Here is a 24,157-nt window from a genome sequence, read left to right on the forward strand (position 1 = left end):
AGGACGCTTAGGCGATGGCCAGCCTCAAGGCATTGAAGCTTCGTATCGGCTCGGTGAAGTCGACGCAGAAGATCACCAAGGCGATGAAGATGGTCGCTGCGGCCAAGCTGCGCCGCGCCCAGCAGAACGCCGAGGCAGGGCGGCCCTATTCGGACCGCATGGAGGAAATGGTCGCGTCGCTGACCAGCCGGGTTACCGTCGGGCCGCAATCGCACAAGCTGATCGCCGGCACCGGCAAGGACGACACCCATCTGATCGTGCTCGCTACCGGCGACCGCGGGCTCGCTGGCGCATTCAACACCAACATTGTCCGAGCCGCACGCCGCAAGGCCGAGGAACTGGAAAAGTCGGGCAAGAAGGTGCTGTTCTACATCGTCGGCCGTAAGGGCCGGCCGGTGATCCAGCGCATCTATCCGAAGGGCATTATCGCCCAGCACGACACCAGCGCGATGAAGTCGCCCGCTTATGCCGATGCACAGGCAATCGCCGACGACCTGATCGATCGGTTCGAAAGCGGCCAGTTCGACGTCGCGCATCTCGCCTACAGCGAATTCAAGTCGGTGCTGGCGCAGGAACCGCAGGTCGACCAGATCATCCCGGTCGCCCCGGCCAAGGCCGAAACGGGCGGAGCAGCAACTGCGGCGGTCGAATATGAACCCGACGAGGAAGAAATCCTCGCCGCGCTGCTTCCCAAGAACGTCACCGTGCAAGTCTATCGCGCGCTGCTCGAGAATATGGCCGGCTTCTACGGCTCGCAGATGACCGCGATGGACAATGCGACGCGCAACGCTGGCGACATGATCAACAAGCTGTCGATCCAGTATAACCGCCAGCGCCAGGCTGCGATCACGACGGAATTGGTTGAGATTATTTCGGGGGCCGAGGCCCTGTAGTTCGTCATCCCGGGCTTGACCCGGGATCCGCCTTCCCTTGCGAGGGCGGAATGGAAAAAACAACGCAGACCCCGGCTCAAGGCCGGGGTGACGATAGAGGAAGATGGAAATGGCAACCGCCGCTGAACCCAAGACCAAAAAGGCCGCGCCGAAGAAGGCTGCAGCCGCTGCCTCGACCACTGCCGCCGCCCCGACCACCGGCAATCTGGTCGGCCAGGTTGCGCAGGTTATCGGCGCGGTCGTCGACGTCGCTTTCGAAGGCGAATTGCCGCCGATCCTTGCGGCGCTGGAGACCGATAACCAAGGCCAGCGCCTGGTGCTCGAAGTCGCCCAGCACCTCGGCGAGAATATTGTGCGTACGATCGCGATGGACGCCACCGACGGCCTGACCCGCGGCCAGCGCGTCAACGCCACCGGGTCGCAGATTCGCGTCCCGGTCGGCCCCATGACGCTTGGCCGCATCATGAACGTGATTGGCGAGCCGATCGACGAGCGCGGCCCGATCGGCAGCGATCTCTCGGCCCCGATCCATGCGGACGCGCCGGCCTTCGTCGACCAGTCGACCGAAGCCTCGATCCTGGTTACGGGTATCAAGGTCATCGACCTGCTCGCCCCCTACGCCAAGGGCGGCAAAATCGGACTGTTCGGCGGCGCAGGCGTCGGCAAGACCGTACTGATCCAGGAGCTGATCAACAATATCGCCAAGGGCCACGGCGGCGTGTCGGTGTTCGCCGGCGTCGGCGAGCGGACCCGCGAAGGCAACGACCTCTATCACGAGTTCCTCGACGCGGGCGTCATCGCCAAGGACAAGGATGGCAACCCGACCCCTGAAGGTTCGAAGGTGGCGCTGGTGTTCGGTCAGATGAACGAGCCGCCGGGCGCTCGCGCCCGTGTCGCGCTCTCCGGCCTCGCCCAGGCAGAATATTTCCGTGACCAGGAAGGCCAGGACGTGTTGTTCTTCGTCGACAACATCTTCCGCTTCACCCAGGCAGGTTCGGAAGTGTCCGCGCTGTTGGGCCGCATTCCCTCGGCGGTCGGCTACCAGCCGACGCTCGCTACCGACATGGGCACGCTGCAGGAGCGGATCACCTCGACCAACAAGGGCTCGATCACCTCGGTGCAGGCGATCTACGTCCCGGCCGACGACTTGACCGACCCGGCCCCGGCGACCTCCTTCGCCCACTTGGACGCGACCACGACCCTGTCGCGCGCCATCTCGGAGCTTGGCATTTACCCGGCGGTGGACCCGCTGGACTCGACCAGCCGCGTGCTGTCCGCGTCGATTGTCGGCCAGGAACATTATGACGTGGCCCGCGCGGTCCAGGAGACGCTGCAGAAGTACAAGTCGTTGCAGGACATCATCGCCATTCTCGGGATGGATGAGCTATCGGAAGAAGATAAGCTGGTCGTCAGCCGCGCACGCAAGATCCAGCGCTTCCTCAGCCAGCCATTTCACGTCGCCGAAGTGTTCACCGGCATTCCGGGCGCGTTCGTCCAGGTCGAGGACACCGTCCGCTCGTTCAAGGCCGTGGTCAGCGGCGAATATGATCACCTTCCCGAAGCAGCCTTCTACATGGTCGGCGGCATCGAAGAGGCCGTCGCGAAGGCGGAGAAGCTGGCGCAGGAGGCTTAGGGCCAATGGCGAGCAACCTTCGCCTCGAGGATTGCGTCAACACGCACTGCCCTTGGTCGGGAGACCCGGTCAGCGCTGACAGCCTGACGCGGTACCAGGGCAAGGTCGTCGGCTTCTGCAATCCCGGTTGCAGGGACAAGTTCGAGAAGGCCGCGTCGACATTCGATGCCGCAATCGAGGGAAAGAATTAGATGGCCGATTTTCACTTCGAGCTGGTGACGCCGGAGCGGCAGGTTCGCAGCGAGGACGTGTATATGGTGGTCGTTCCAGGCACCGAGGGTGAATCGGGCATCATGGCCGGCCATGCGCCGATGATGACCACGCTTAAGGACGGCGAACTCAAAGTTTACAAGAGTGCCAGTGCCCAGCCCGAAAGCATCGCCGTTTCCGGCGGCTTCGCTGAGGTCGGGGACAAGGGCCTGACGGTGCTGGCGGAAAGCGCGGGCGAATAGCCGTCCGTTAACCGCGTTTTTACCCTGAAATCCCACAAGGGGCTCTTCCGAACCGCGGAAGGGCCCTTTTCTTCATGTTCCAGCAGAAGTTCGCGCTGCAATCCGAAGTCCGCGAAGCGCCGCTGGAGCTGTGCGTCGTAATCCCGACCCTTAACGAGGCCGGCAATGTCGAGGCTTTGCTCGAAAAGCTCGGCATCGCCTTGGCCGGAATCGAGTGGGAAGCGATCTTTGTCGATGACGGATCGACCGACGGCACGCCCGAGCTTCTGACCAAAATCGCCCAGGCCGACCGCCGCGTGCGGATGATCCGGCGCATTGGCCGACGTGGTCTGTCGTCGGCGGTGGTCGAGGGCGCTCTCGCTTCGACGACGCCGGTAATCGCGGTGATCGATGCCGACATGCAGCATGACGAGCGCATCCTGCCTGATCTTTATCGCGCTGTGGCCGATGGTGACGAGCTGGCAATCGGCACTCGCTATTCCGGCATCGGATCAACCGGCGACTGGGACGAGAGCCGGCTCAAGATCAGCCGTTTCGCTACCGCCCTCGCCTCGCCGATCATGAAAACCCGCCTCAGTGATCCGATGAGCGGTTTCTTCGCGGTTCGCCGCGACGTACTGCTTGAAGCAGCCCCGCGCCTCAGCAACGTCGGCTACAAGATCTTGCTCGATGTCGTCGCTTCAATCCATCGTCCGCTTAAGACAGCCGAGATCGGCTACACCTTCGGCACTCGTCAGCATGGCGAGTCCAAGCTCGATGAAATGGTCGCGCTGGAATATGTCGAACTGCTGCTCGACAAGACAGTCGGCCGCTTCGTGCCGGTCAAGCTGGTCCAGTTCGGCGCGGTCGGGATGCTCGGCGTCGGCGTCCACCTGCTGCTGCTCGATATTGCGCTGAATGCCCTCGGACTGGCCTTCTCCTGGTCGCAGGCGTCGGCTGTCATCGGAGCAATGACGTTCAACTTCGCCCTCAACAACCGTTTCACCTATCGCGATCGGCAGTTGAAGGGCCTTGCCTGGGTTGGCGGTCTATTCTCCTTCTACCTCGTCTGTTCGCTGGGTGCAGTCGCAAACGTCGGCATCGGCAGCCTGGTCTATGACCAATTCCATGGCTGGTGGATCGCCGGAATAGCCGGCGCGATCGTCGGTTCGGTGTGGAATTACGTCGCCAGCGGCTGGCTAACGTGGACGCGGCGCTAATCGAAATTAGTCTTTTCTCAAAGTTTGGCAGCTATTCACCATTTTCGTTTTATCGCGGAATTAGCATTGGGAATCACCGGTTATGAACGCATTCGGCAAGCGTAACGGTCTGGGCGGGGCAGGTCAGCGCCCAAGCTTCGGCGTTGCTCGCCCGATGAAGGGCGGCTCTGCTCCGGCAGGCGGCGAACAATTCCCACCCGTGGACGACCTCCCCGAGGCTTCGGAATCGGATGCAGCCGATGAAGGTGCTGCTGCGCCTGGCGCGCCGCCGATGGGCGCGATGGAGCGGCTTAACGACCGCCAGAATGCCAGCGGCGATCGAGCCAACAGCAAATCCGAAGGGTTTGAGGCCTCGGTCCACCGAATCAAGGAACAGGTCCTCCCGCGCCTGCTCGAACGCGTCGATCCGGAGGCCGCCGCGACCCTCGGAAAGGACGAGCTCGCCGAGGAATTCCGCCCGATCATCGGCGAAGTGCTAGCCGAGCTGAAGATCACGCTTAACCGCCGCGAGCAATTCGCGCTCGAAAAGGTGCTGGTTGATGAGCTGCTCGGCCTCGGGCCGCTCGAAGAGCTGCTGTCCGACCCGGCGATCAGCGACATCATGGTCAACGGCCCCGACCAAACCTTCATCGAGCGCAAAGGCAGGCTCGAGCTGGCCAAAATCCAGTTCCGCGACGAGGAGCATCTGTTCCAGATCGCGCAACGCATCGTCAACAAGGTCGGCCGCCGCGTCGACCAGACCACCCCCCTGGCCGACGCCCGCTTGCAGGACGGCAGCCGCGTCAACGTCATCATCCCGCCGCTGTCGCTTCGCGGCACCGCCATCTCGATTCGTAAGTTTTCCGAAAAGCCGATCACGCTCGACATGATGCGCGGCTTCGGATCGATGTCGGAGAAAATGGCGACGGTGCTGAAGATCGCCGGCGCCAGCCGCATGAATGTCGTCATCTCCGGCGGTACCGGTTCGGGTAAGACGACAATGCTCAACGCCTTGTCGAAGATGATCGACCCGGGCGAGCGCGTGATCACCATCGAAGACGCGGCCGAGCTTCGTCTGCAGCAGCCGCACTGGCTGCCGCTCGAAACCCGTCCGCCGAATCTGGAAGGTCAGGGCGCGATCACCATTCGCGACCTCGTCATCAACGCCCTGCGTATGCGTCCCGATCGCATCATCCTGGGCGAAATTCGTGGGTCGGAGTGCTTCGATTTGCTCGCTGCAATGAACACCGGTCACGACGGCTCGATGGCTACGCTCCACTCCAACAGCCCGCGCGAATGCCTGGCTCGTATGGAAAACATGGTGATGATGTCGGACATCAAGATCCCGAAGGAGGCGATCAGCCGCCAGATCGCCGATTCCGTGGACCTCATCGTGCAGGTGAAGCGTCTCCGCGACGGCTCGCGCCGCACCACCAACATTACCGAGGTGATCGGCATGGAGGGCGAAGTCATCGTCACCCAGGAGCTGTTCAAGTTCGAATATCTCGACGAGACGCCGGACGGGAAAATCGTCGGCGAGTATCGCTCGATGGGCCTTCGCCCCTACACGCTGGAAAAGGCCAAGCAGTACGGCTTCGACCAACCGTACCTTGAAGCCTGCCTGTAACTAGACCCAGCCGAGGCCGATTGCAGCCAGCGCAAGCCCCGCGATAATCAGTGTTTCGATGACCATCAGGGCAACCGGCTTCCAGCCGATGCCGAGCATTTCCTTGAACTGCGTCCTGACGCCCAGCGCCGCGATTGCGGCAACGAGGCACCAGCGCGACGCCGTCCCGCCCGCCTCCTGAACGGCAACGGGAACCGGCAGAAGGCTGTTGGCCGCCACCAGAGCGAGGAATACCGCAAGGAACCATGGAAGGATCGGCGGACGCTCGCCATGCCCCGCTCCCTTGGCGCGGATCATCATGGTGGTTGCGATGATCACCGGCAGCAGCATTGCGACGCGCATCAGCTTGACCACCGTTGCCGTATCGCCCGCCTCGGGGGAAATCGCATAGCCGGCGCCGACCACTTGAGCGACGTCGTGGACCGTCGCGCCAATGAACATGCCGTAATGGACGTGATCGAGGCGCAGTAGCTGGATCAGCACCGGATAGACGATCATCGCCAGTGTCGACAGCGTCGAGACGCCGATGATCGTGAAAAGCGTATTGCGCTCCTTTTGCGGGTCAGGCGGAAGGGCGGCCGAAATTGCGGCGGCCGCCGACGCACCGCAGATGGCCGTTGCGCCGCCAGTAAGCAGGCCGAACTTGCCCTCGAAGCCCATTCGCCGCGCCAGCCAGATCGACGCAAGGATCGTCAGGGTTACCAGCCCGATGACCAGCGCCACCGGCTTCCAGCCAAGCGTGACGATTTGCTGAAGCGTGATCCGAAAGCCGAGCATCGCAACGCCGAGGCGCAGCACCGTCTTGGACGCAAACTGAATGCCGGGACGGCAGCGATCGACGTCGCTCAGGAAGTTCATCGCCATGCCGAGCAGCAATGCGAACAGCATCACCGGTCCGCCATAATGGTCGGCCAGGAAGGTCGCCGCGACCGCGATCACCAGCGAGGCAAGCAGCCCCGGACCGATACCCGCGAGCATCTGCGGACGATATGAGCTCAGCGACGCCATCGTACCTCCCTCGCCAAGGCCCTAATCGGGCTGCTGGCGAGCGGCAAGGCGTCAGGGCGTGGCGAGACCTGGCGAGGAGCTGGCGCGCAGCGGATGCTTATCGCCAGAAACGGCCGGCTTGCTTAAGGCGTTTGAACCGGCCTCCCAATTTGGCCAGCTGGCGCGCACGTTCGGCAATATCGGTTCGGCCACTCTCGGCGAGCTCATAGGTAGCGATGATCTCGCGGCTGATCATGTCGTCGTGGATCAGGCCAAGGCAATCCTGCATCCTTTCCAGCGACGTGACAAACGCCCGAACCTGCTTCTTGCGGTACAGAGGCGCCAGGAATTCCGCCGAATAGCGCAATTTCTTGATGTTGATCCGCAGCCGGTGAAGTTGGTGCTCATCCAGCTTGCCCGGCTGCGAGCCGCCGCGCTTTACCTTATTCCACGCGTCGTCGAGCCGACGCCGGGCGAACTTCGCAATAGGGCGTGACGCCCCGGTTTGCTGCCAATCCGCCGATGCGGTCCACTCGACCAGATCGACCAGCATGTCGCGCTTCTGCTGCGAATTTAGTGCTTCGACTACCTGGTCGTAGCTCTCCGAGCGTGCGGAACGAAGGACGCGTTGATCCCGCCAACCCAGTTCCTCGCCATGCTTGTCGAGATAGACGTCAAGGTTGCGGGCGACGCCGAACGGCTCAATGAATGCCCTGAGCTCGCATTTGAGCGGCTCCAGCGACCCCTCGCGGATTACCGGGCCAAACAAGGTGAAGGCAGTCCGGAGGCGCCGCATCGCCACGCGCGCCTGGTGCAGGGCCGCCGCATCCCGCTCGGCAATGATGAGCGCCTGGTTCAAGCGGAAGTGACGGACGCATTCCTGGACGGTCGCGACAAAGGCCTGGCCAATGCTCATCTCTTCGCAGATGGCCGGCTCGCGCGCCTTTTGTTCGTGATCAAGCGCGCGCTCGGCGAGCAGCAAGCCGCGCTCTTCTTTGCTGAGCACCCCGATTTCAAGCGGAATATCTTCGGCCAGCTGCTTGGCGAAGCCGAACAGTCCGGCTTGGGCCCCGTGACGGAGCTCCATCTCCAACTCCTGAAACTTCGCTGTCTCGTCGCCCGCTTCGACCATTCCCTCGTCGAGCACCACCTCGATCAGGCTGCCATCACGATCGATCAACCAGGTCGCCCGCTCAACCGTCGAACGAACCTGGGGTTCGAGCTTCCTGTCGAGCCGTTTGAGCTTACGCAGCGGGGTCGATTTGAGCGCTTTGGCATCGACCTCAAGGCTTTCGACCGGCACTTCCCATTCGGCGCGATCGAACAGCCCGGCCCCGCCACCCGTCGATTTGACGGTTTGAACATGCCCGCCGCCAGACTGGCGAACCCGCAGCGAATAGCCGGCCTTGCCTATTCGGCGCTTGCCGGTGTCGAAATAGACCGACGTCTGCGACTGGGTGGTTGGGGCCCGATCCGCAAGCAGAGGATGACGTCGAACCTTCCTCGCCGCCTGGCGATCCAGGTCGAACTTGAGCTCGGTTTCCCGATGATCCTTGGCTTTGGCCATCGCACCCGATTTACGCGTCGGCGCAACATGCAGCAAGTTGACCCCGCGGCCGCCCCTCAGTCGGCTTGCCGATAGCGACTTTTCCAGGGGAGAAAATGGTGGGCGTGGCAAGGATTGAACTTGCGACCCCTGCGATGTCAACACGAGCTGCCCACGCAAATCTGCGGTTTTCTGCGGTTCTTGGGCCGTCCAACGACGCGATTTGCCCAATCAAAGCGCGTTTTCACATTCGAGCCAGTTCACTTTGAACCAGTCGAACACTGTGTCTGCAAAATCACCAAAAAGCGCGTCGATCCGCTAGTTCTACTGAGAGCCGCCGGCCTTTGGCGCTTCATCCTTTTTGGCCATGTCCTTGCAGCAGGAGCAGCCCTCGCCCTTGGCCATCTTTTCGCAGCAGGCCATCTTCTTTTCGGCAGCTGGTGGAGCTGCCGGAGCGACGGCTGGTGTAGCCGGGGGCGTTTGTGAAGCGGCCAAGGCAATCGAGGCGATGATGAGACTCATGATTGGGCTCCCCTTTTCCTATCGGTGCCTCTGCGGGGCAGATTACGCTTCGATCGCCTGTGATGCCAATGCTTTCAAAGCGGTGAGATTGAAACTGCCATCGTCATGAGCGCTCTGCCACGACCTCATTCGTCCTTCTCCGCTCTGGGCCGTCTAGCAGCAACTTGGCGATGTGCCGGTGGCCCGCGCCTCTTGGATGGGTGGGCAGGGGACATCGGCGTAGGAGCAGAATACGCAGCAGTCGCCTTTGAGCGGCCGCAGAACAGCTCCACAGTGCCGACAGTCAAAAAAGAACTGACAGGCGTCGGTTGGCATCGTTTCAAGCGACTTCCCGCCGCACTGGGGACAGGTCAGGGTAGATTGAAGCTCAGTCATCTTGCGTTCGCTGGGGACATCAAGTCCCAGATTGCGACCATGATCATTAGAAGTAAGCCCGGATAGAGCAGCCATTCCGTCGGCATGCTGTAGATCGCCATAAGCAGTGCGGCGGCCAGAACAAGTAAGGGGCCGATGATGCCGAGACTCATTCGCACCCAGTTTCGATGGCGAAGACCGCTGATGATGTTTGCGGCCAAGCCAACGAGGGCGAATAGCGGCAGTATGTAACGGATTGAAACGCCCTCAAACTGGCTGAGAAAGCCTAGTCCGAACGCCGAAGCGAGACTGGCGAGGGCAGGGAAGCACGCCGTGCAGCTCATTGCTGCGATGATAGCGCCTATGGTGCCGGTGCTGCCTACAACGCGAGTGCCTTGGGTGGGCTTCTGTCTAAGCACAGTGTGTGGAATCGAAGGGTTGCTCATTTGCAGGAGCATAGAGGGCTAATGGCCGGTTTCTACCCAAAGCGGACATTGGTGAAGCGGAAAATATCGCTGCTTGACCCTGACATCGTGTCAAGGTGCAGATGATTCCACATGACGAGTCGCACGCATGAGGAGACAGTTGTGGCTGAGCACGCGCACTGCCACCACCATTCCAAAGTCGGACATGATCACGGAACGATCGTGACAGACCCGGTCTGCGGAATGAAAGTCGATAAGCGGACTGCAGCCCACCGTTGTCAGCTCGGCGGGACGGACTACTACTTTTGCAGCGCCGGTTGCCTCGACAAGTTCCAGGCGAACCCAAGCCGGTATCTAAATCCTGACGAGAATGATCCGATTGAGGTAGCGGCAGGCACTATTTGGACCTGCCCGATGCACCCCGAGATACGGCGTGATGGACCGGGACAGTGCCCCATCTGCGGGATGGCGTTAGAGCCACTTGAGCCGGCGCTTGACGAAGGGCCGAACCCCGAACTCATCGATATGAGCCGGCGATTCTGGATTAGCGCGGTCCTGTCCCTGCCCTTGGTCATCCTGACTTTTGGCGCCGAGCTCTTCGGCTGGGAGCCGCTGCCCATGCGGACCTCCATGTGGGTTCAACTCGCACTCGCGACGCCGGTCGTGCTTTGGGGCGGCTGGCCGTTCTTCGAGCGGTTCTGGGCATCTCTGCAGAGCCGCCACCTCAATATGTTCACTCTGATCGGCCTCGGCATCGGCGTGGCCTACGGATACAGTGTCATTGCGTCCCTGACGCCACAGATATTCCCCGCTTCGCTGCGAACGATGGGTGGCTTGGTGCCGGTCTATTTCGAGGCGGCGGCGGTCATCACCACGCTGGTCTTACTTGGACAGGTGCTTGAGCTTCGCGCCCGTTCGGCCACTGGCAAGGCCATCCGCGCTCTGCTCAGTCTCGCCCCAAAGGAGGCCCGCCGCGTCAAGGACGACGGGACTGAGGAGGATGTTCCTTTGGAGCATGTCCATGTTGGGGACCTGCTCCGCATCCGGCCGGGCGAAAAGGTGCCAGTCGATGGCATCGTCGTGGAGGGTCACAGCTCTGTCGATGAATCAATGATCAGCGGTGAGCCGGTGCCGGTGGAGAAGTTGCCAGGAGGCAAGTTGACCGGCGCGACGGTCAATGGGACGGGCAGCCTTCTGATGCGAGCTGAGCGCGTCGGCCGCGACACGATGCTGTCGCAGATCGTTCGCATGGTCGCCGACGCCCAGCGGTCGCGAGCGCCGATCCAAAAACTGGCCGACCAAGTGTCCGCGTGGTTCGTCCCCGGCGTCGTGCTTGTAGCAGTCATCGCGTTCGTCGCCTGGAGCCTGATCGGACCGGAACCTCGCCTTGCCCATGCGCTGGTCAACGCGATTGCCGTATTGATCATCGCCTGCCCCTGTGCGCTTGGCTTGGCGACACCGATGTCGATCATGGTCGGGACCGGCCGCGGTGCAAGCGTAGGCGTCCTTGTCAAGAATGCCGAGGCGCTGGAGCTGATGGAGCGGGTCGATACGCTGGTTGTGGACAAGACGGGCACTCTGACGCTGGGCAAGCCAAAACTAATCTCAGTCCGGCCAGCAAACGGTTTTCAGGAAGCGGATGTGCTTCGGCTCGCGGCGTCTCTTGAACGCGGCAGCGAGCACCCCCTTGCGGCTGCGATCGTTGAGGGCGCCGAAGAGCTTAATCTCGCGCCGCCATCAAGCAGTGAGTTCAAATCGCATACAGGCAAGGGCGTCACCGGCACCGTCGAAAACCGTGCGGTTGGCTTGGGCAACAAGTCACTGCTCGCAGACCTCGGCATCGACTCCGCTTCGCTGGAAGCCGAGGCAGATGAGCATCGCGCCGAAGGCCAGGGCGTCATGTTCGTGGCGATCGACGGCAAGCTGGCTGGTCTGCTGGTTGTCGCCGATCCGATCAAGGACAGCGCACCGGGAGCCGTAGCTGAGCTTCAACGCAATGGTGTCCATGTGGTCATGATGACCGGCGACAATCGCCGCACCGCCGAGGCAGTAGCGCGCCGAGTTGGCATCGAAGAAGTCATTGCTGATGTCCTTCCCAACCAAAAGCAGGCGAAGGTCGAGGAGTTACGCAAACAGAACCGGCGTGTTGCGATGGCCGGAGACGGCATCAATGACGCCCCGGCGCTTGCGGCGGCTGATGTCGGCATTGCCATGGGCACAGGCACCGATGTCGCGATGGAAAGCGCCCATGTCACACTGGTGAAGGGCGATCTCGTTGGGATCGTCCGCGCCAGGCACCTCAGTCGCGCAACGATGCGCAACATCCGCGAGAACCTTTTCTTCTCCTTCGTGTTCAACGCGGCTGGTGTGCCGATCGCGGCTGGGGTGCTCTATCCTTCGCTTGGCATCCTGTTGTCACCGATCATCGCTGGTGCGGCGATGGCATTCAGTTCGGTCGCAGTGATCGGCAACTCTCTCCGATTGAACCGGGTCCGCCTGGAGGTGCTATGACCCTCGATCGAAGTCAGGAGCGCACACGATCGGCGCTGACGACTCTGTCAGTGGTCGGAGCCGCCGTAGCTGGCGCCGGTGTAGGTTCGCTCTTGGGTGCGGGATTAAGACCCCTCGCATGGTGGATATTCGGGGTCGGACTCCTCGCTCATCTTGTCGGGATGGTAGGCATCCGTCGCTTTTTGGCGGCTCGCGGCTATGTGCCCCCTGCATGGCAAAAAGCTGCCTATTGGTTGTGTTGGGCTGCCATCGGGATTGTCGTGACCTACGGACTATTTGAGGTGGCGACATGAAGATTGGAGCTGCCTCGGCGGCATCCGGCATCAGCGAAAGGATGATCCGCCACTACGAAAAGATCGGTCTCATGCCGAAAGCGGCCAGGCGCGATTCCGGCTACCGTGACTATGACGAGCGGGACCTACACACATTACGATTCATCGGCCGCGCTCGCGATGCCGGCTTCCCCATCGAGGAGATCCGACAGCTCCTGACGCTATGGAACGACCGCGAGCGATCAAGCGCCGATGTGAAAGCCCTCGCGCTTGCTCGTGCCGCTGAACTCAAGAAGAAAGCCAACGAACTCGACGCCATGCGACGATCGCTCGAACATTTGGCGGAGCGCTGTCATGGTGACAACCGGCCGGATTGTCCGATCCTCATTGATTTAGAAGGCAAGGATTGATGTCAGTCATTGCCGAGAAAGCATCAGTGGCCTACGGGGCGCCGGTGAGCTTACGACCGCTCTTTGCGATCCTAATCGCCGTCGCGATGTTGTTCGCGCCGCTCGCACTGCAATCCGGCGCGGCCATGGCCATGGCTCCGGCTGACCATCACGCCCAAATGACGAAAACCGATCATTGCGGCGAGCAACCGGCCAAGAGTCACGACGGGAAGACAGTCGATAAGTCCTGTTGTGCCGCTATGTGCACGGCGATTGCAGTCGCCCCGACCCCGATGTTGGAGCCGCATGTGTTCGCTTCGTCGGCCGAACGGCCCTCGCTCGTCCAGTTCGATCACAGTTTCCTGGCTGAACTGCCGACACCTCCTCCACGCCTCTCGTAGAATCGACCTCACTCAACTCGATTTTACGGAGACTAAAATGAAGATGATTATTGGCGCGCTTGCGCTTGCTCTTGCCGTTCCTGCTGCGGCTCAGACCGCACCCGCTGCCGATCCGCATGCGGGTCACCAGATGTCAGCTCAGATGCAGGGCATGGATCATAGCCAGCACCAGCAAGGCAAGCATGACTGCAAGGACTGCTGCGACAAGATGAAGCAGTCCGGTGGCAAGATGGAGTGCATGGACAAGAAGGGCGAAGCCAAGCCGGCTGCCCCCGCGTCCGGCGGTCACACAAGCCATTAATCGGTCGGGGCGCCGCTTCTTGCGGCGCCCCGCAACGACCGCTTCTGGCGCTCGTTAAGGGCGCGGAGAACCACATGACTCAACTTATTTCCCTCAACCGCAGGGCGTTCCTCGGTGGCGGCGTCGCGCTGGCTGCTGCGGCGGGGCTTCGGCCGGCTTGGGCGCACAGCGTCAGCCAAGGTGTCGCTGCCAAGGCGGAAGGCACGCTCAGTGGCGAGGATATTCGCCTTGTCGTTGATCGGACCCGCTTCTCCGTCGATGGCCGACCCGGTCACGCCGTGGCGATCAACGGCACCATCCCGGCGCCACTAATCCGCCTCAAGGAGGGCCAGAATGTCCGGCTCACCGTCGAGAACCGTCTCACGGATGAAGACACCTCAATCCACTGGCACGGCTTCATCGTGCCTTTCCAGATGGACGGCGTTCCAGGCATCAGCTTTCCCGGCATCCGACCCGGGCAGAGCTTCACCTATGAGTTCCCGATCAAGCAATCGGGAACCTATTGGTATCACAGCCATAGCGGACTGCAGGAACAGCTGGGGCATTATGGACCCATCATTATCGACCCTGCTGGTGCTGACCCGGTTGCCTATGACCGCGAGCATGTGATCGTCCTGTCGGACTGGACCTTCATGCACCCGCACGGACTGTTCACGCGGCTCAAGCAGGAAGGCGGCTTCTTCAACCGCAACAAGCGAACGCTGGCTGACAAGATGAGCGGCAAGCGTGACCCGCTCTCAGCGGCCGATGCCAAGATGTTTGGCAAAATGCGGATGGACCCGACCGATATTTCCGATGTGACGGCGGCGGCCTACACCTACCTCATCAACGGCCACAGTCCCGCAGAAAACTGGACCGGCCTATTCCGTGCTGGTGAGAGAGTCCGGCTGCGCATCATCAATGCTGCGTCGCAGAGCATCTTCAACATCCGCATCCCTGGGCTCAAGCTAGTCGTGGTTGCCACTGACGGCATCAATGTCCGGCCCGTCGAAGTTGACGAGCTGCAGATCGGAAATGCCGAGACCTATGACCTCATCGTCCAGCCCGATGATCGCCCTTACACCTTCATTGCCGAGGGGATTGATCGCTCTGGTATGGGCGTCGCGACGCTCGCACCTCGCGAAGGTATGCGCGCCGAGGTGCCGCCACTTCGTGAGCGGCCAACGCTGACAATGATGGACATGGGTATGATGGATCATTCCGCCCATGGTGGCGGGCCCAGCATGGCGATGGATCACAGCATGCGGGACAAGTCGAAAGTCAGTTTTCCAGTCGGACCCGGCGTAGACATGATCTCGCCCATGGCGATGGATCGGAGCGGCGATCCGGGTATCGGGCTCGAAAATGTCGGTCACAAAGTGCTGACCTACAAAGACCTCGTTTCGCTCAAGCCCAACAGCGACACTCGCGTCCCGACCCGACGCATAGACATCCACCTCACCGGCAACATGGAGCGATTCATGTGGTCGATGGATGGCGAGAAGTTGAGCGAGAATCCCGAACCTTATCGCTTCGCCCGCAACGAGCGCGTGCGGCTGAGGCTCATCAACGACACGATGATGACCCACCCGATGCATTTGCACGGCCACTTCTTCGAGATCGTCAACGGCCATGGCCCAAACCAGCCGCTGAAACATACGGTTAGGGTGCTGCCTGGGGGATATGTCGATCTCGACCTGACGGCGGACGCGCCTGGCGACTGGGCGTTCCATTGCCACCTGCTCTACCACATGCACGCCGGGATGATGCGCGTGGTCAGCATCCGGCCGTTGGAAGGAGCGCACGCATGAAGGCGTTCCTAGCTTTGCTCCTGGCCGGCGCAGCCAGCCCAGCACTGGCCCAACAGAGTGCGCCTGCCAACGCACCAGCTGCCACCCAGCCGACTTGTCTGCCGGAGCACGCGGCGATGGGTCATTGCAAGCTGCCAACCCCGGCCCCGCAACCGACACCTCCAGCTTCGGAGCAGCCGACCTGCTTGCCCGAGCACGCCGCGATGGGTCATTGCAAGTTGCCTGAACCGGCCGAGCAACCAGTCGAAACTGCCCCGCAGGCGACTTGTCTGCCGGAGCACGCGGCGATGGGTCATTGCAAGCTGCCAACCCCGGCCCCGCAACCGACACCTCCAGCTTCGGAGCAGCAGCCTGCCTGTTTGCCGGAACATGCCGCCATGGGGCATTGCAAGTTGCCAGCCACTGCTGAGCCGCAGGTGCAACCTGGTCCAACCCCGCCAGAAGCGCTGTCAGGGCCGGCGCACGCCGCAGACGCCTATTGGGGCGCGGAAGGCATGCAGCGCAGCCGTAATATTCTGCGCGAAGAGCACGGTGGCATGCCTGCCCAAAAGGTCTTTATCGACCGTGCCGAAGCCCGTGTTAGAGAGGGTCAGGATGGCTACCTGTTCGACGCCCAGGCTTGGTATGGCGGTGACATCAACAAGCTTTGGTTGAAAAGCGAAGTCGAAGGGTCTTGGGGCAAGCAGCTCGAACACGCCGAAGTGCAGGCACTATGGAGCCATGCAATCAACCCCTGGTTCGATCTGCAAGCCGGCGTCCGTTACGATCCGCAGCCAGGCCCAAACCGCACCCACCTCGTGCTCGGCGTGCAGGGCCTAGCTCCCTATTGGTGGGAGGTCGAAGGAGCCGTTTTCCTGTCGAACAAGGGCGATGTCACGGCGCGTGCCGAGGCTGAATACGATCTCCGCATCACTCAGAAGCTGATCCTGCAACCGCGTGGCGAAGTCGATCTCTCGTTACAGGATGTGCCGGAGTTGGCGATCGGTTCTGGCCTCACGAATGCCTCGCTAGGAGTCAGGCTGCGTTATCAGATCTCGCCGCTCGTCGCTCCATACATCGGCGTCGAATATGAGCGCACCTTCGGCGACACACGCCGGTTCCTACACGCGGAAGACGAGGATGCCGGTGGCTTCAACCTGCTTGCCGGCGTCCGCTTTTGGTTCTGAGGGGAGAAAGAAAATGAAACTCATCATTGCAGCAGCCGCAGTCCTGCTGTTGACCGACATTGCGGTTGCCCATCCCGAGGCTAACCACAATGAGAGCGCCGCCAAAGTTAGTGCGGTCTCCGCATCCGCACGGCCGGCAGCCGCCGTGGTCGATGCCTTTCACGCGGCACTGCGCCGGGGCGATACCAAAGCTGCACTGTCCTATCTCGCCGATAACGCACTGATCTATGAGGCTGGCGGTGTCGAGCGCGGCCGGCAGGAATATGCCTCCCATCACCTCGGCGCGGACGCCGCCTTTGCCCAGGCCGTGCCTGGCACCGTGACCAGGCGCGCCGGCGATGCAGTTGGCGCTGTCGCTTGGATCGCCACCGAAGGCCGAACGACGGGAACCTACAAGGACAAGGCGATCGACCGGGTGACCACCGAGACGATGGTGCTTCGTCGTGTCGGAGGGGTCTGGAAGATCGCTCATATCCATTGGTCGTCCGCAGCGGGAGCGAAATGATGTCTGTCCGACGCATTCTCCGATCAATCGCTATCCTGCTGGGAATGGCGATGCTGCTCGTTAGCCTGTCTTCTCCGGCAACCGCCCACAAGGAACACAAGAAGAAGAAGCCTGTCGCCACCCAGGTCGTTCAACCGGCCGCCCAGCCCGCGACGCCGGTAGCATCGCAGCCGATGGACCACGACAAGATGGAAGGGATGATGCCGGACACGGAGATGGACCGATCCGAAATGCCCTTCTTTGTGCGGCTGTTGGACTGGTTCGGACGACTCCACCCCGCGATTGTCCACTTCCCGATTGCATTCTTCCCGGCGGCACTTTTCACAGCCATCGTTGGCCGAAGGCGGCCGGCGTTCGCTGCGCCCGTCCAGTTCCTGGTTGTCGCGGGCGGGATATTCGCCCCGATCGCTGCGGCGGCAGGATGGATCGCCGGAATGAGTGCTGATCCAGATCAAGTTCTGACCTATCACCGCTGGCTGGGCGTCGCGATTGGGATCGTTGGCGCCGGACTAGGCGTTTGGGCTTGGAAGCGTCCCTGGGAGGACCGCGGTGCCGGGATGATCCTGGCGTTGACCGTCATGACCATTGCCATCGCGGCTCAAGGGTTTCTGGGCGCTGCGATCACCCACGGAATGGAACATCTAATGTTCTGAGGAGAGGATCATGCACGGCGACATGGAGAGCATGGCGAAATGAGCCGGGAGATGGTGCGGCATCACTATCTGATGCTGGGCGTCAACCTTCTGCTCAGCTTGATCATCATGTATGTCGCGATGTTCGCGATGATCTGGAGCTTTGGCGAGTTCGTTCAGAACATCAACTTCTTCTACATGGCGTTGGTGATGTGGGCGCCCATGGCCGCTGTCATGCTGCTGACCATGCGGGCCATGTATCCGAACAAGAAGCTGAACGGCCTTCTTTACCTGGGTTTCGCCGCCGTCTTCATCCTGTCGATGATCGGCATTCGCGAGCAGTCGCTAGTCGGCGATCAGCAGTTCCTGCGATCGATGATCCCGCACCATTCCGGTGCGGTGCTGATGTGCGAGAAAGCCAAGATCACTGATCCCGAGATCCAATCGCTGTGTCAGGGAATCATTAGCTCGCAGACAAGCGAGATCGATCAGATGAAAGCCATTTTGGAACGCAAATGAATGCCACTCGCGGGGTGGCTCAAGAGGAGTAAGCAATGAGGAAAGTCGTATTGAGTTTGAGCGCCCTAGCGCTGGTTTCGACGCTATCCGCCTGTGGCGGTGGCGAGGAAGCCGCGAACAATGTTGCCGCCGAAAACGACATGAACGCGATGATGGCGGATAGCGGCCCATTCGCGGATGCGGAAATGAAGATGGACCAGGCGATGACGGCAGCTGTCGGCGTCAACGCCGCGGATAGCTGGGTCCGCAAGATGATCGAACATCACAAGGGCGCCATCGAGATGTCGCGCATCTTGCTTGCCCAAAATGTCACTGGCCATGTGGCCGACATGGCGCAGCAGGTGATTGACAAGCAAACTGCCGAAGTGGCGGCGCTGGAGAAGCTTGTTGCGACCGGGAACCCTGACCCAGCAAGCGCGGCCCTCTACCAGCCGGCACAAGCGGCAATGCACAATGCCATGATGCCTGCGGCGGGTTCCGACACATCCGATACCTGGGTCCGTAAGATGCTGGAGCATCACAAGGGTGCTGTGGCAATGTCGGACATTGCCTTGGCCAATGGTGCGACGGGCGCAGTTCGCGCTCAGATCGAGAAGACCAAGGCCGAGCAGCAAAAAGAGATTGAGCATATCGAGGGTATGCTCTCCGGCCAGCAGTCAACTAGCGCGCCGGCCGCGCCAGCGGCACCAGCGGCACCTGCACCTGCCGCCAAGGAGAAAGCACCAGCCGTGAAGCCTGCGCCAGCGAAGCCCAAGCCTGCGGAGCCCAAGGCCGCCGAGCCCAAGGCTCCTGATCCAAACTGCCTGCCGGAGCATCGAGCAGCAGGACACTGCTGATCAGCACGAATGACTTGGAGTTGACGGACGCAAGGTCATCGGCTTCGATTGGCAAAGACCGTTGACGGCCCCGGCGAGCACGCCGCCGGGGCCATCTCCATCCAAAAGAATAGGAACCTGCACCAGCCGATGCGCACCCATGTGATTGCCCGTAAGACCCACAAGTGGCTGGGCCTGTTCATTGGGCTCCAGGTAGTCATTTGGTCGTTGAGCGGCCTTTACATGACGGTCGTCCACATCGACACGATCCACGGCGATCACCTGATCCGCTCGCTTCCGCAGAAGACTGTTAATGCGGCCGATCTCGTGGACCCGCTGACGGTCGTTGCGGCCCATCAAGGCCAAAGCGTGAGGCTGGCATGGGTGCGCAACCAGCCGGCCTATGTCGTCAAAGGCGAGGCCGGCGAAGCGGTGGTCGATGCCAGGAATGGCAAGCCGGTGCCGCCGCCGACTGAGGCCGAGATCAACTCGATCGCGAAAGCGACCTATACCGGTAACGAGCCAATCGTCTCGGCTTCGTTGATCACCGACATCCCCAGCGAGATTCGCGGCCGCAAGCCCCCGCTGTGGCGGGTCGAGTTCGACCACTGGAACAAGCCGACGCTCTACTTCTCGCCGACTACCGGCGAGCTGGTTTCCCGCCGGCACGAGCTGTGGCGCATCTTCGACTTCGTCTGGATGTTCCACATCATGGACTTCGACGAGCGCGAGAATGTGAACAACCCGCTGCTGCGCGTCTTCACCTGGGGCGCGGTGTTGATGGCGCTGTCGGGAGCCTGGCTGCTGCTCTACGCCTTCCCCAAGAAGAAAAAGAAGAAGGCGGTGCGGGCATGACCATCAAGTCGATCTGGCTCCGCAAAATCCACAAATGGGTCGGGCTCGTTATCGGCCTCCAGTTCGTGATCTGGGCAATCAGCGGCACGGCCATGGCGCTGCTGCCAATGGACGAGGTCGCTGGAGGCGAGATGGCCGAACAGCCGGCCCCGGCAGTTCCGATCAGCGGCAATGCCTGGCCAAATGTTCAGAAGGCACTCAGCAACCAGCCAGTGTCCAAGCTATCCCTCCGTGCCCTACCGGATGGTCAGGCGATCGAGGTCACTACATCGCAGGGTGTTCGGCTTTTCGATGCTAATGACGGCCAGCCCATATTGATCAATGGCGAGGCTGCCAAATCCATCGCAAGTGCCGCACATCCTTCCGGTGCGGCGGTGGCCAATGTTGTGCCACTCAAGAAGCTGACCTTGCCTGTGCGCGAGCATGAACTGCCCATCTGGCAGATCGACTTCCGTGACCAGGCAAACAGCAGCTACTATGTGTCAGGCAAGACCGGCCAAGTCCTCGAACGCCGCAATGACAGCTGGCGTTGGTGGGACTTCTTCTGGATGCTCCACAACATGGACTATGCAAAGCGGACCAGCTTCAACCACCCGCTGATTATCATGGTTGGCTTTGCCATGTCCTGGCTCGCCGTCACCGGCTTCTGGCTGCTCTTCCGCACCATGTGGCGGCACGATTTTGCGGCGCTTCGACGCTTGCGGAAGCCGATCGTCCCGACTAGCTGACAGAGGCATTGGTGCGGTGTTCGCCGTCACCTACATCACTAAAAAGCAAAAAGTTGACCCTGTGAACACACCCGTATTGCGCGCTCGCCGGAGGCAAAAAGTTGACGCTATCATCGAGCTTCGCATCGATGATTCTCGGATCAACCGAGACCACCAACTGCTTGAAAAGATTAAGGCTTCTGTGCGGCATGGTATGCACCGGCCGCGCCCTCCGCATGTCCTGCAGAACCAGCCTACATTATATAGGAGACTAAGGGGACATGGGTTTCCTGTCAGGAATCAAGGAAGAGCATTACCTCCATGGAAAACCCTGACTCCATGGATGAAGGTTCAGGTAGCTACCTTGGTATTGTCGGACCAAGCCTACTCACCCTTTACACTGCATATCCACGATGACCTTCGTGGGGAGCTTCTTGGGGAGGGCAAGGATCTCCAGGATGAACTCCGAGACCGCGTTGCCAGGCATCTCAAGCGTCGGCTTGGTTGGGTGCCCTGGTTCTTTTTCGTGATGGAAGACAGCGATGTCTACGGCGATCCTACCCGCCCTCATGCCCATGGCTCCATCCTTATTCCCCGCGTGTCGTTGGATAGGGATGGGGTGAAGGTGCCGCGGCGTTGGACGAATGCGGTCAGCAGGATGGGTCGTGATCAGGCGGAACTTCTGGAAGGTCGGCGGGTGGTTCGGGCCGCATTGAAGGCGGCAGCAGGCATCGCCGGTGGTCGTCCCAAGGTCGCGCTAAGCAGCGGCATCGATCAATCGCGTAATGTCTGGTTCCGTAGGAAGCCCTACCATACGGTCTTCAATACTCAGTGGGTTGACTACGCCTTCAAGAATACGAAGCGCGCAAGCCAGACCCTCGGCGATAATCGCTTGGTTATGGTCAACGGTCTCCGCGCCGAGGCCGAACGGCTTTGGGAGCTTATCAGGAAGGGCGAGAGCGCGCTTGCATCATGGGACCTGGGCGGGAGCGCGGAGAGCCAGCTGGAGGCTGAGGCGGCGTAACAGGCTTGGTGGATGGGTCTCCGCCGTTTCCGACCGGCTGATTGGCGGTATCAGGGTCAATGGGCGGCTCGGCGGTTAGGACTTCGCAAAACCTTGCATGGTTTTGGTATTCCAAATCAGGGCAAGGTGTTTTCGGTATGCTCGTTTGCGACAAGCTCAAATCGGTATCCCAGTTCGAGGCAAGGTTCTTGACCGCCTCGCACGATCAGCTGGTGATCGCGGTCAACTCTCGCGACAGGTTCCCGCTCTGTGCGTCCTCGGCCCACCAGAAGAGCACCCTGCCTTCGCTCACCTCTTCAAGTCGCTCGCCGATGTTGCGCTTCTCGCGGCTGTCGGTGTTATCGGTTCGGTCCTGCCCCTTGTATTCGACCACGAGGATGCGACCGTCGATCAGCTCGGCGATGAAGTCGGGGTAGAAGCGGTCGGTCGAGGTCGGCAACCAGTATGACCACGGTGTGCGATCGACATTTCGCACCCAATGTTTGATCGCCGGATGATCGTCGATGACGACCGCGCACATCCACTCCTCTCCCCCATGGGTCAGGTCAGCAGCGCCTTGAGCGCGTCGAGGTTGTCGCCCTGGATGAGCATATTGGCGGGATCCCCGTCCCCGCCGTCGTGCTCGGCACGCGCTTCCAGTAGCCGATATGGAACATGCTCGGCCGCACGCACATCCTCGTTGCGCGTCATCCAGTCCAGAGTTGGCAACCCGCTCCCCCACTACGCCTCAACACCGAGCGCATGATTGGTAGCGTGAGAACGGCGGCGACCGCCAGTGGGAAAGTAGGCGGCCCTTATCGCATCGCCAGCTGGAGAGCCTTGTCGATCCTAGCGATCTCGGGATTTGCCATCGACAGGTTACCCGCCTGGTCCGCTGCCATTAAAGCGTCCATTAGCTCGCCGACGAGATGATCGAGTGCCTTCGCCCTTTCCGCGTCAGCTGCTGCTTTCGCCTGCGCTTTCTGCTCCGCCTCGGCATCGAGCCTGGCTTCGAGGTCAGCGACGAACTCAGCAATCCTGCTCGCCTTGACGCACCCGCGCCGCTTGAACTCGCGTGACACAGTGGCGGGTGAAACTCCGAGCTCCCGCGCTATCTGAGCGCCGTTGCGATAGCCGAGTTCATAGGACGCGGCGGCTTCGTCCCACTGCTCCTTGGTGATCGATTTTCGATGCGTTTGCGACATGCGCTAGTATAGCACAGACAGAGAACATTTGCCATGAAAGGCTTCTTGAGAAACAACCACATGCTGAAATATGCTTTTATGGAGAAATGGCAGAACACTGCCAAAAATGGCAGTCGCATGACCCACCTCGGTGTATGGCCAAAAGCTTCGGCGGCGAAGTAAAGTTCGCTTACAGCCACATGGACCCGCCGTGATGGGTGCGACGACCAGGCACGCGCCGTCGCACCCATGACGGCTATTCTTCTTCGGCTAGCCTGCCATTGCCAACCGGAATGACAAACACCAGCCGACCCTCCCCCTCGAAGACAACGAGGCCCTCGCGGTTCAGCTTCATGGCATCCCGAACACCGGCAAGAGCATCATCCTCCAGATGGTCGAGGCCGAGCTCTCGCCAAAGCAGGGTGTCAGGGTCTCCGCCGTGGGCAAGGACATATTCCTCGAAGAGCTCCGTGGCGGCATCCTGATCCGACGCAAGAACCAGAGCCTCGATGGGCGTCGGATCGCGAAACTGGAAGATGCGCATCATCGTGCACCTCCTTCGCTCTCGTCAGCGCCGAGGGGCTGCCACATCGGCGGGGAGAAGGTCCATCCAATCTCCTCGTCGAAGTGCGCGATGCCAACCAGACCAGCCGCGATGGCATTCCGAACCTGCGTCTGCTGTTCGGGCTGGAGGTTATCGACCGACAGGCGGTCAACGGTAAAGCTCTCATGGACTCGCCCATTCGCGGCGCTCCAGGTTACAAATAGATCGACCGCTTCGTGGGGTGTTCGGGCCACCACATGAACGGGGTGGTAGTCGCTGGGATTGATCTCAAACAGATGCATGTTGGTTCACCTTTCTAGCTGGTTGAACCTCATGCTTAGTCAGCGCTCACCGTGGACGCGGGTGGCATCGTCGTGGGTAATGCGACGGGTTCGATCAGCGACGCAGAACCTGCTCAATGGCCTGACGATCCTCGTCCGAAAGGCCATCCATCGAGCTGTCCGGCCGAAGGCTGCGGATAAGCTCCATCGTGGCCAGCTCTGCCGGCGCCAACCATCGCCGACGCGGATTCCTGGCAGCGACGACTTCTTCGAGTATTGCGCGCGTTTCGGGAGGAAGGTCTTCGAGTGAACAGCCGGCGACGGCTTCCAGGCGCGCGACTGTCCGACCTGACGAGTAGGTCACATTAAAGAGCTTGTTGAAGTCGATGTCGGGGAACCGCTGCTCAAGGACCGCGAGCAGGAAAGCGTCGGCGGGCATGCCGAGTTCCTTGGCGATATGCACTGCTCGATCGACCGGGATCGGAACACGCCCTACCGTCATGTGACTTAACACAACAGATGTCTTGTATCCCAGACTAGCTGCGACATCCCTCTGAGATCGTCCCTTCGCTTGAGCCAGCTTCATGGCGTTCTCAAGCATCACCTGCGCACGAGTGTCTTTGAGGGGATAATCACCCAACATATCGTCGTGCATGTTATTTCCC

30 protein-coding genes are annotated in these 24,157 nt (G+C 61.0%); 19 read left to right on the top strand and 11 right to left on the bottom strand.

The window, feature by feature from the left end:
- The first annotated feature begins 14 nt into the window (after nt 1-14).
- The 6 genes from LZ518_RS05260 to LZ518_RS05285 all read left to right on the top strand — a co-directional run bounded on the left by LZ518_RS05260 (nt 15) and on the right by LZ518_RS05285 (nt 5,783).
- Nucleotides 15-893: a F0F1 ATP synthase subunit gamma gene (locus tag LZ518_RS05260; RefSeq protein WP_249914964.1), complete on the top strand. Its 879-nt coding sequence runs from the start codon at nt 15-17 to the stop codon at nt 891-893.
- 103 nt (nt 894-996) lie between these two features.
- Nucleotides 997-2,526, top strand: coding sequence for a F0F1 ATP synthase subunit beta (atpD, locus tag LZ518_RS05265; protein WP_431358209.1), 1,530 nt, complete (start codon nt 997-999; stop codon nt 2,524-2,526).
- Nucleotides 2,527-2,531: 5 nt separating this feature from the next.
- Entirely contained in the window at nt 2,532-2,717 is a 186-nt protein-coding gene (locus LZ518_RS05270) for a glutathione S-transferase (RefSeq protein WP_249914966.1), read from the top strand.
- Nucleotides 2,718-2,978, top strand: a complete 261-nt coding sequence (locus LZ518_RS05275; RefSeq protein ID WP_249914967.1) for an ATP synthase F1 subunit epsilon — start codon at nt 2,718-2,720, stop codon at nt 2,976-2,978.
- 74 nt (nt 2,979-3,052) lie between these two features.
- The gene (locus tag LZ518_RS05280) at nt 3,053-4,177 is read left to right on the top strand and encodes a glycosyltransferase family 2 protein (protein ID WP_249914968.1); all 1,125 of its coding nucleotides are present in this window, start codon (nt 3,053-3,055) and stop codon (nt 4,175-4,177) included.
- Between the two features lie 82 nt (nt 4,178-4,259).
- Nucleotides 4,260-5,783 (top strand): TadA family conjugal transfer-associated ATPase, encoded by a 1,524-nt coding sequence (locus LZ518_RS05285; protein WP_249914969.1) that lies wholly within the window; start codon nt 4,260-4,262, stop codon nt 5,781-5,783.
- Here LZ518_RS05285 and LZ518_RS05290 read toward each other — a convergent pair whose 3' ends face one another.
- The 5 genes from LZ518_RS05290 to merC all read right to left on the bottom strand — a co-directional run bounded on the left by LZ518_RS05290 (nt 5,784) and on the right by merC (nt 9,650).
- Complete coding sequence (locus LZ518_RS05290; protein WP_249914970.1) at nt 5,784-6,791, bottom strand: YeiH family protein; 1,008 nt, start codon at nt 6,789-6,791, stop codon at nt 5,784-5,786. It lies immediately after the preceding gene.
- A 97-nt stretch (nt 6,792-6,888) separates the two neighbouring features.
- Nucleotides 6,889-8,337, bottom strand: a complete 1,449-nt coding sequence (locus tag LZ518_RS05295; protein WP_249914971.1) for a CYTH and CHAD domain-containing protein — start codon at nt 8,335-8,337, stop codon at nt 6,889-6,891.
- A 303-nt stretch (nt 8,338-8,640) separates the two neighbouring features.
- Entirely contained in the window at nt 8,641-8,838 is a 198-nt protein-coding gene (locus LZ518_RS05300; RefSeq protein WP_249914972.1) for a hypothetical protein, read from the bottom strand.
- 153 nt (nt 8,839-8,991) lie between these two features.
- On the bottom strand, nt 8,992-9,288 hold the full coding sequence (locus LZ518_RS13405) for a GDCCVxC domain-containing (seleno)protein (RefSeq protein WP_489146320.1): 297 nt from the start codon (nt 9,286-9,288) through the stop codon (nt 8,992-8,994).
- Nucleotides 9,210-9,650, bottom strand: coding sequence for an organomercurial transporter MerC (gene merC / locus LZ518_RS05305; RefSeq protein ID WP_431358210.1), 441 nt, complete (start codon nt 9,648-9,650; stop codon nt 9,210-9,212). The genes LZ518_RS13405 and merC overlap by 79 nt, the downstream gene beginning before the upstream one ends.
- Nucleotides 9,651-9,749: 99 nt before the next feature.
- Between merC and LZ518_RS05310 the strand changes: the two genes are divergently transcribed.
- The 13 genes from LZ518_RS05310 (at nt 9,750) to LZ518_RS05370 (ending at nt 21,504) form a co-directional block, all read left to right on the top strand.
- On the top strand, nt 9,750-12,128 hold the full coding sequence (locus LZ518_RS05310) for a heavy metal translocating P-type ATPase (RefSeq protein WP_431358211.1): 2,379 nt from the start codon (nt 9,750-9,752) through the stop codon (nt 12,126-12,128).
- Nucleotides 12,129-12,417: 289 nt separating this feature from the next.
- The gene (gene cueR / locus LZ518_RS05315; RefSeq protein WP_249914975.1) at nt 12,418-12,810 is read left to right on the top strand and encodes a Cu(I)-responsive transcriptional regulator; all 393 of its coding nucleotides are present in this window, start codon (nt 12,418-12,420) and stop codon (nt 12,808-12,810) included.
- Nucleotides 12,811-12,854: 44 nt separating this feature from the next.
- Complete coding sequence (locus LZ518_RS05320; protein ID WP_249914976.1) at nt 12,855-13,190, top strand: hypothetical protein; 336 nt, start codon at nt 12,855-12,857, stop codon at nt 13,188-13,190.
- Nucleotides 13,191-13,227: 37 nt separating this feature from the next.
- Nucleotides 13,228-13,491: a hypothetical protein gene (locus LZ518_RS05325; protein ID WP_249914977.1), complete on the top strand. Its 264-nt coding sequence runs from the start codon at nt 13,228-13,230 to the stop codon at nt 13,489-13,491.
- 74 nt (nt 13,492-13,565) lie between these two features.
- Complete coding sequence (locus tag LZ518_RS05330; protein ID WP_249914978.1) at nt 13,566-15,281, top strand: copper resistance system multicopper oxidase; 1,716 nt, start codon at nt 13,566-13,568, stop codon at nt 15,279-15,281.
- Nucleotides 15,282-15,775: 494 nt separating this feature from the next.
- Nucleotides 15,776-16,447 (top strand): copper resistance protein B, encoded by a 672-nt coding sequence (locus LZ518_RS05335; protein WP_249914979.1) that lies wholly within the window; start codon nt 15,776-15,778, stop codon nt 16,445-16,447.
- A 13-nt stretch (nt 16,448-16,460) separates the two neighbouring features.
- Complete coding sequence (locus LZ518_RS05340) at nt 16,461-16,952, top strand: YybH family protein (RefSeq protein WP_249914980.1); 492 nt, start codon at nt 16,461-16,463, stop codon at nt 16,950-16,952.
- Nucleotides 16,949-17,605, top strand: a complete 657-nt coding sequence (locus LZ518_RS05345) for a DUF2231 domain-containing protein (protein ID WP_249914981.1) — start codon at nt 16,949-16,951, stop codon at nt 17,603-17,605. The genes LZ518_RS05340 and LZ518_RS05345 overlap by 4 nt, the downstream gene beginning before the upstream one ends.
- Before the next feature lie 39 nt (nt 17,606-17,644).
- Nucleotides 17,645-18,103, top strand: a complete 459-nt coding sequence (locus tag LZ518_RS05350; RefSeq protein WP_249914982.1) for a DUF305 domain-containing protein — start codon at nt 17,645-17,647, stop codon at nt 18,101-18,103.
- Between the two features lie 35 nt (nt 18,104-18,138).
- Nucleotides 18,139-18,939: a DUF305 domain-containing protein gene (locus LZ518_RS05355; protein ID WP_249914983.1), complete on the top strand. Its 801-nt coding sequence runs from the start codon at nt 18,139-18,141 to the stop codon at nt 18,937-18,939.
- A gap of 48 nt (nt 18,940-18,987) precedes the next feature.
- The gene (locus LZ518_RS05360; protein WP_249914984.1) at nt 18,988-19,773 is read left to right on the top strand and encodes a PepSY domain-containing protein; all 786 of its coding nucleotides are present in this window, start codon (nt 18,988-18,990) and stop codon (nt 19,771-19,773) included.
- A complete protein-coding gene (locus LZ518_RS05365; RefSeq protein WP_249914985.1) occupies nt 19,770-20,501 on the top strand; it encodes a PepSY domain-containing protein in 732 nt (243 codons plus the stop codon). The genes LZ518_RS05360 and LZ518_RS05365 overlap by 4 nt, the downstream gene beginning before the upstream one ends.
- Nucleotides 20,502-20,823: 322 nt before the next feature.
- Entirely contained in the window at nt 20,824-21,504 is a 681-nt protein-coding gene (locus LZ518_RS05370) for a hypothetical protein (protein WP_249914986.1), read from the top strand.
- 205 nt (nt 21,505-21,709) lie between these two features.
- Here the strand turns inward: LZ518_RS05370 and LZ518_RS05375 are convergent, their stop codons facing one another.
- From LZ518_RS05375 to LZ518_RS05400, 6 genes are all read right to left on the bottom strand, one after another.
- Complete coding sequence (locus tag LZ518_RS05375; RefSeq protein WP_249914987.1) at nt 21,710-22,024, bottom strand: hypothetical protein; 315 nt, start codon at nt 22,022-22,024, stop codon at nt 21,710-21,712.
- A 20-nt stretch (nt 22,025-22,044) separates the two neighbouring features.
- Nucleotides 22,045-22,194, bottom strand: coding sequence for a hypothetical protein (locus tag LZ518_RS05380; RefSeq protein WP_249914988.1), 150 nt, complete (start codon nt 22,192-22,194; stop codon nt 22,045-22,047).
- 104 nt (nt 22,195-22,298) lie between these two features.
- Nucleotides 22,299-22,688 carry a helix-turn-helix domain-containing protein gene (locus LZ518_RS05385; RefSeq protein WP_249914989.1) on the bottom strand — a complete coding sequence of 130 codons (390 nt, stop codon included), beginning with the start codon at nt 22,686-22,688 and terminating at the stop codon, nt 22,299-22,301.
- A gap of 235 nt (nt 22,689-22,923) precedes the next feature.
- On the bottom strand, nt 22,924-23,214 hold the full coding sequence (locus LZ518_RS05390) for a hypothetical protein (protein WP_249914990.1): 291 nt from the start codon (nt 23,212-23,214) through the stop codon (nt 22,924-22,926).
- Nucleotides 23,211-23,513 (bottom strand): hypothetical protein, encoded by a 303-nt coding sequence (locus tag LZ518_RS05395; RefSeq protein ID WP_249914991.1) that lies wholly within the window; start codon nt 23,511-23,513, stop codon nt 23,211-23,213. Before LZ518_RS05395 ends, LZ518_RS05390 begins: the two co-directional genes overlap by 4 nt.
- 94 nt (nt 23,514-23,607) lie before the next feature.
- Nucleotides 23,608-24,147 (bottom strand): helix-turn-helix domain-containing protein, encoded by a 540-nt coding sequence (locus LZ518_RS05400; protein WP_249914992.1) that lies wholly within the window; start codon nt 24,145-24,147, stop codon nt 23,608-23,610.
- Between the last annotated feature and the right edge of the window lie 10 nt (nt 24,148-24,157).

Origin of the sequence: Sphingomonas brevis (assembly GCF_023516505.1) — a bacterium.
Taxonomy (GTDB): Bacteria; Pseudomonadota; Alphaproteobacteria; order Sphingomonadales; family Sphingomonadaceae; genus Sphingomicrobium; species Sphingomicrobium breve.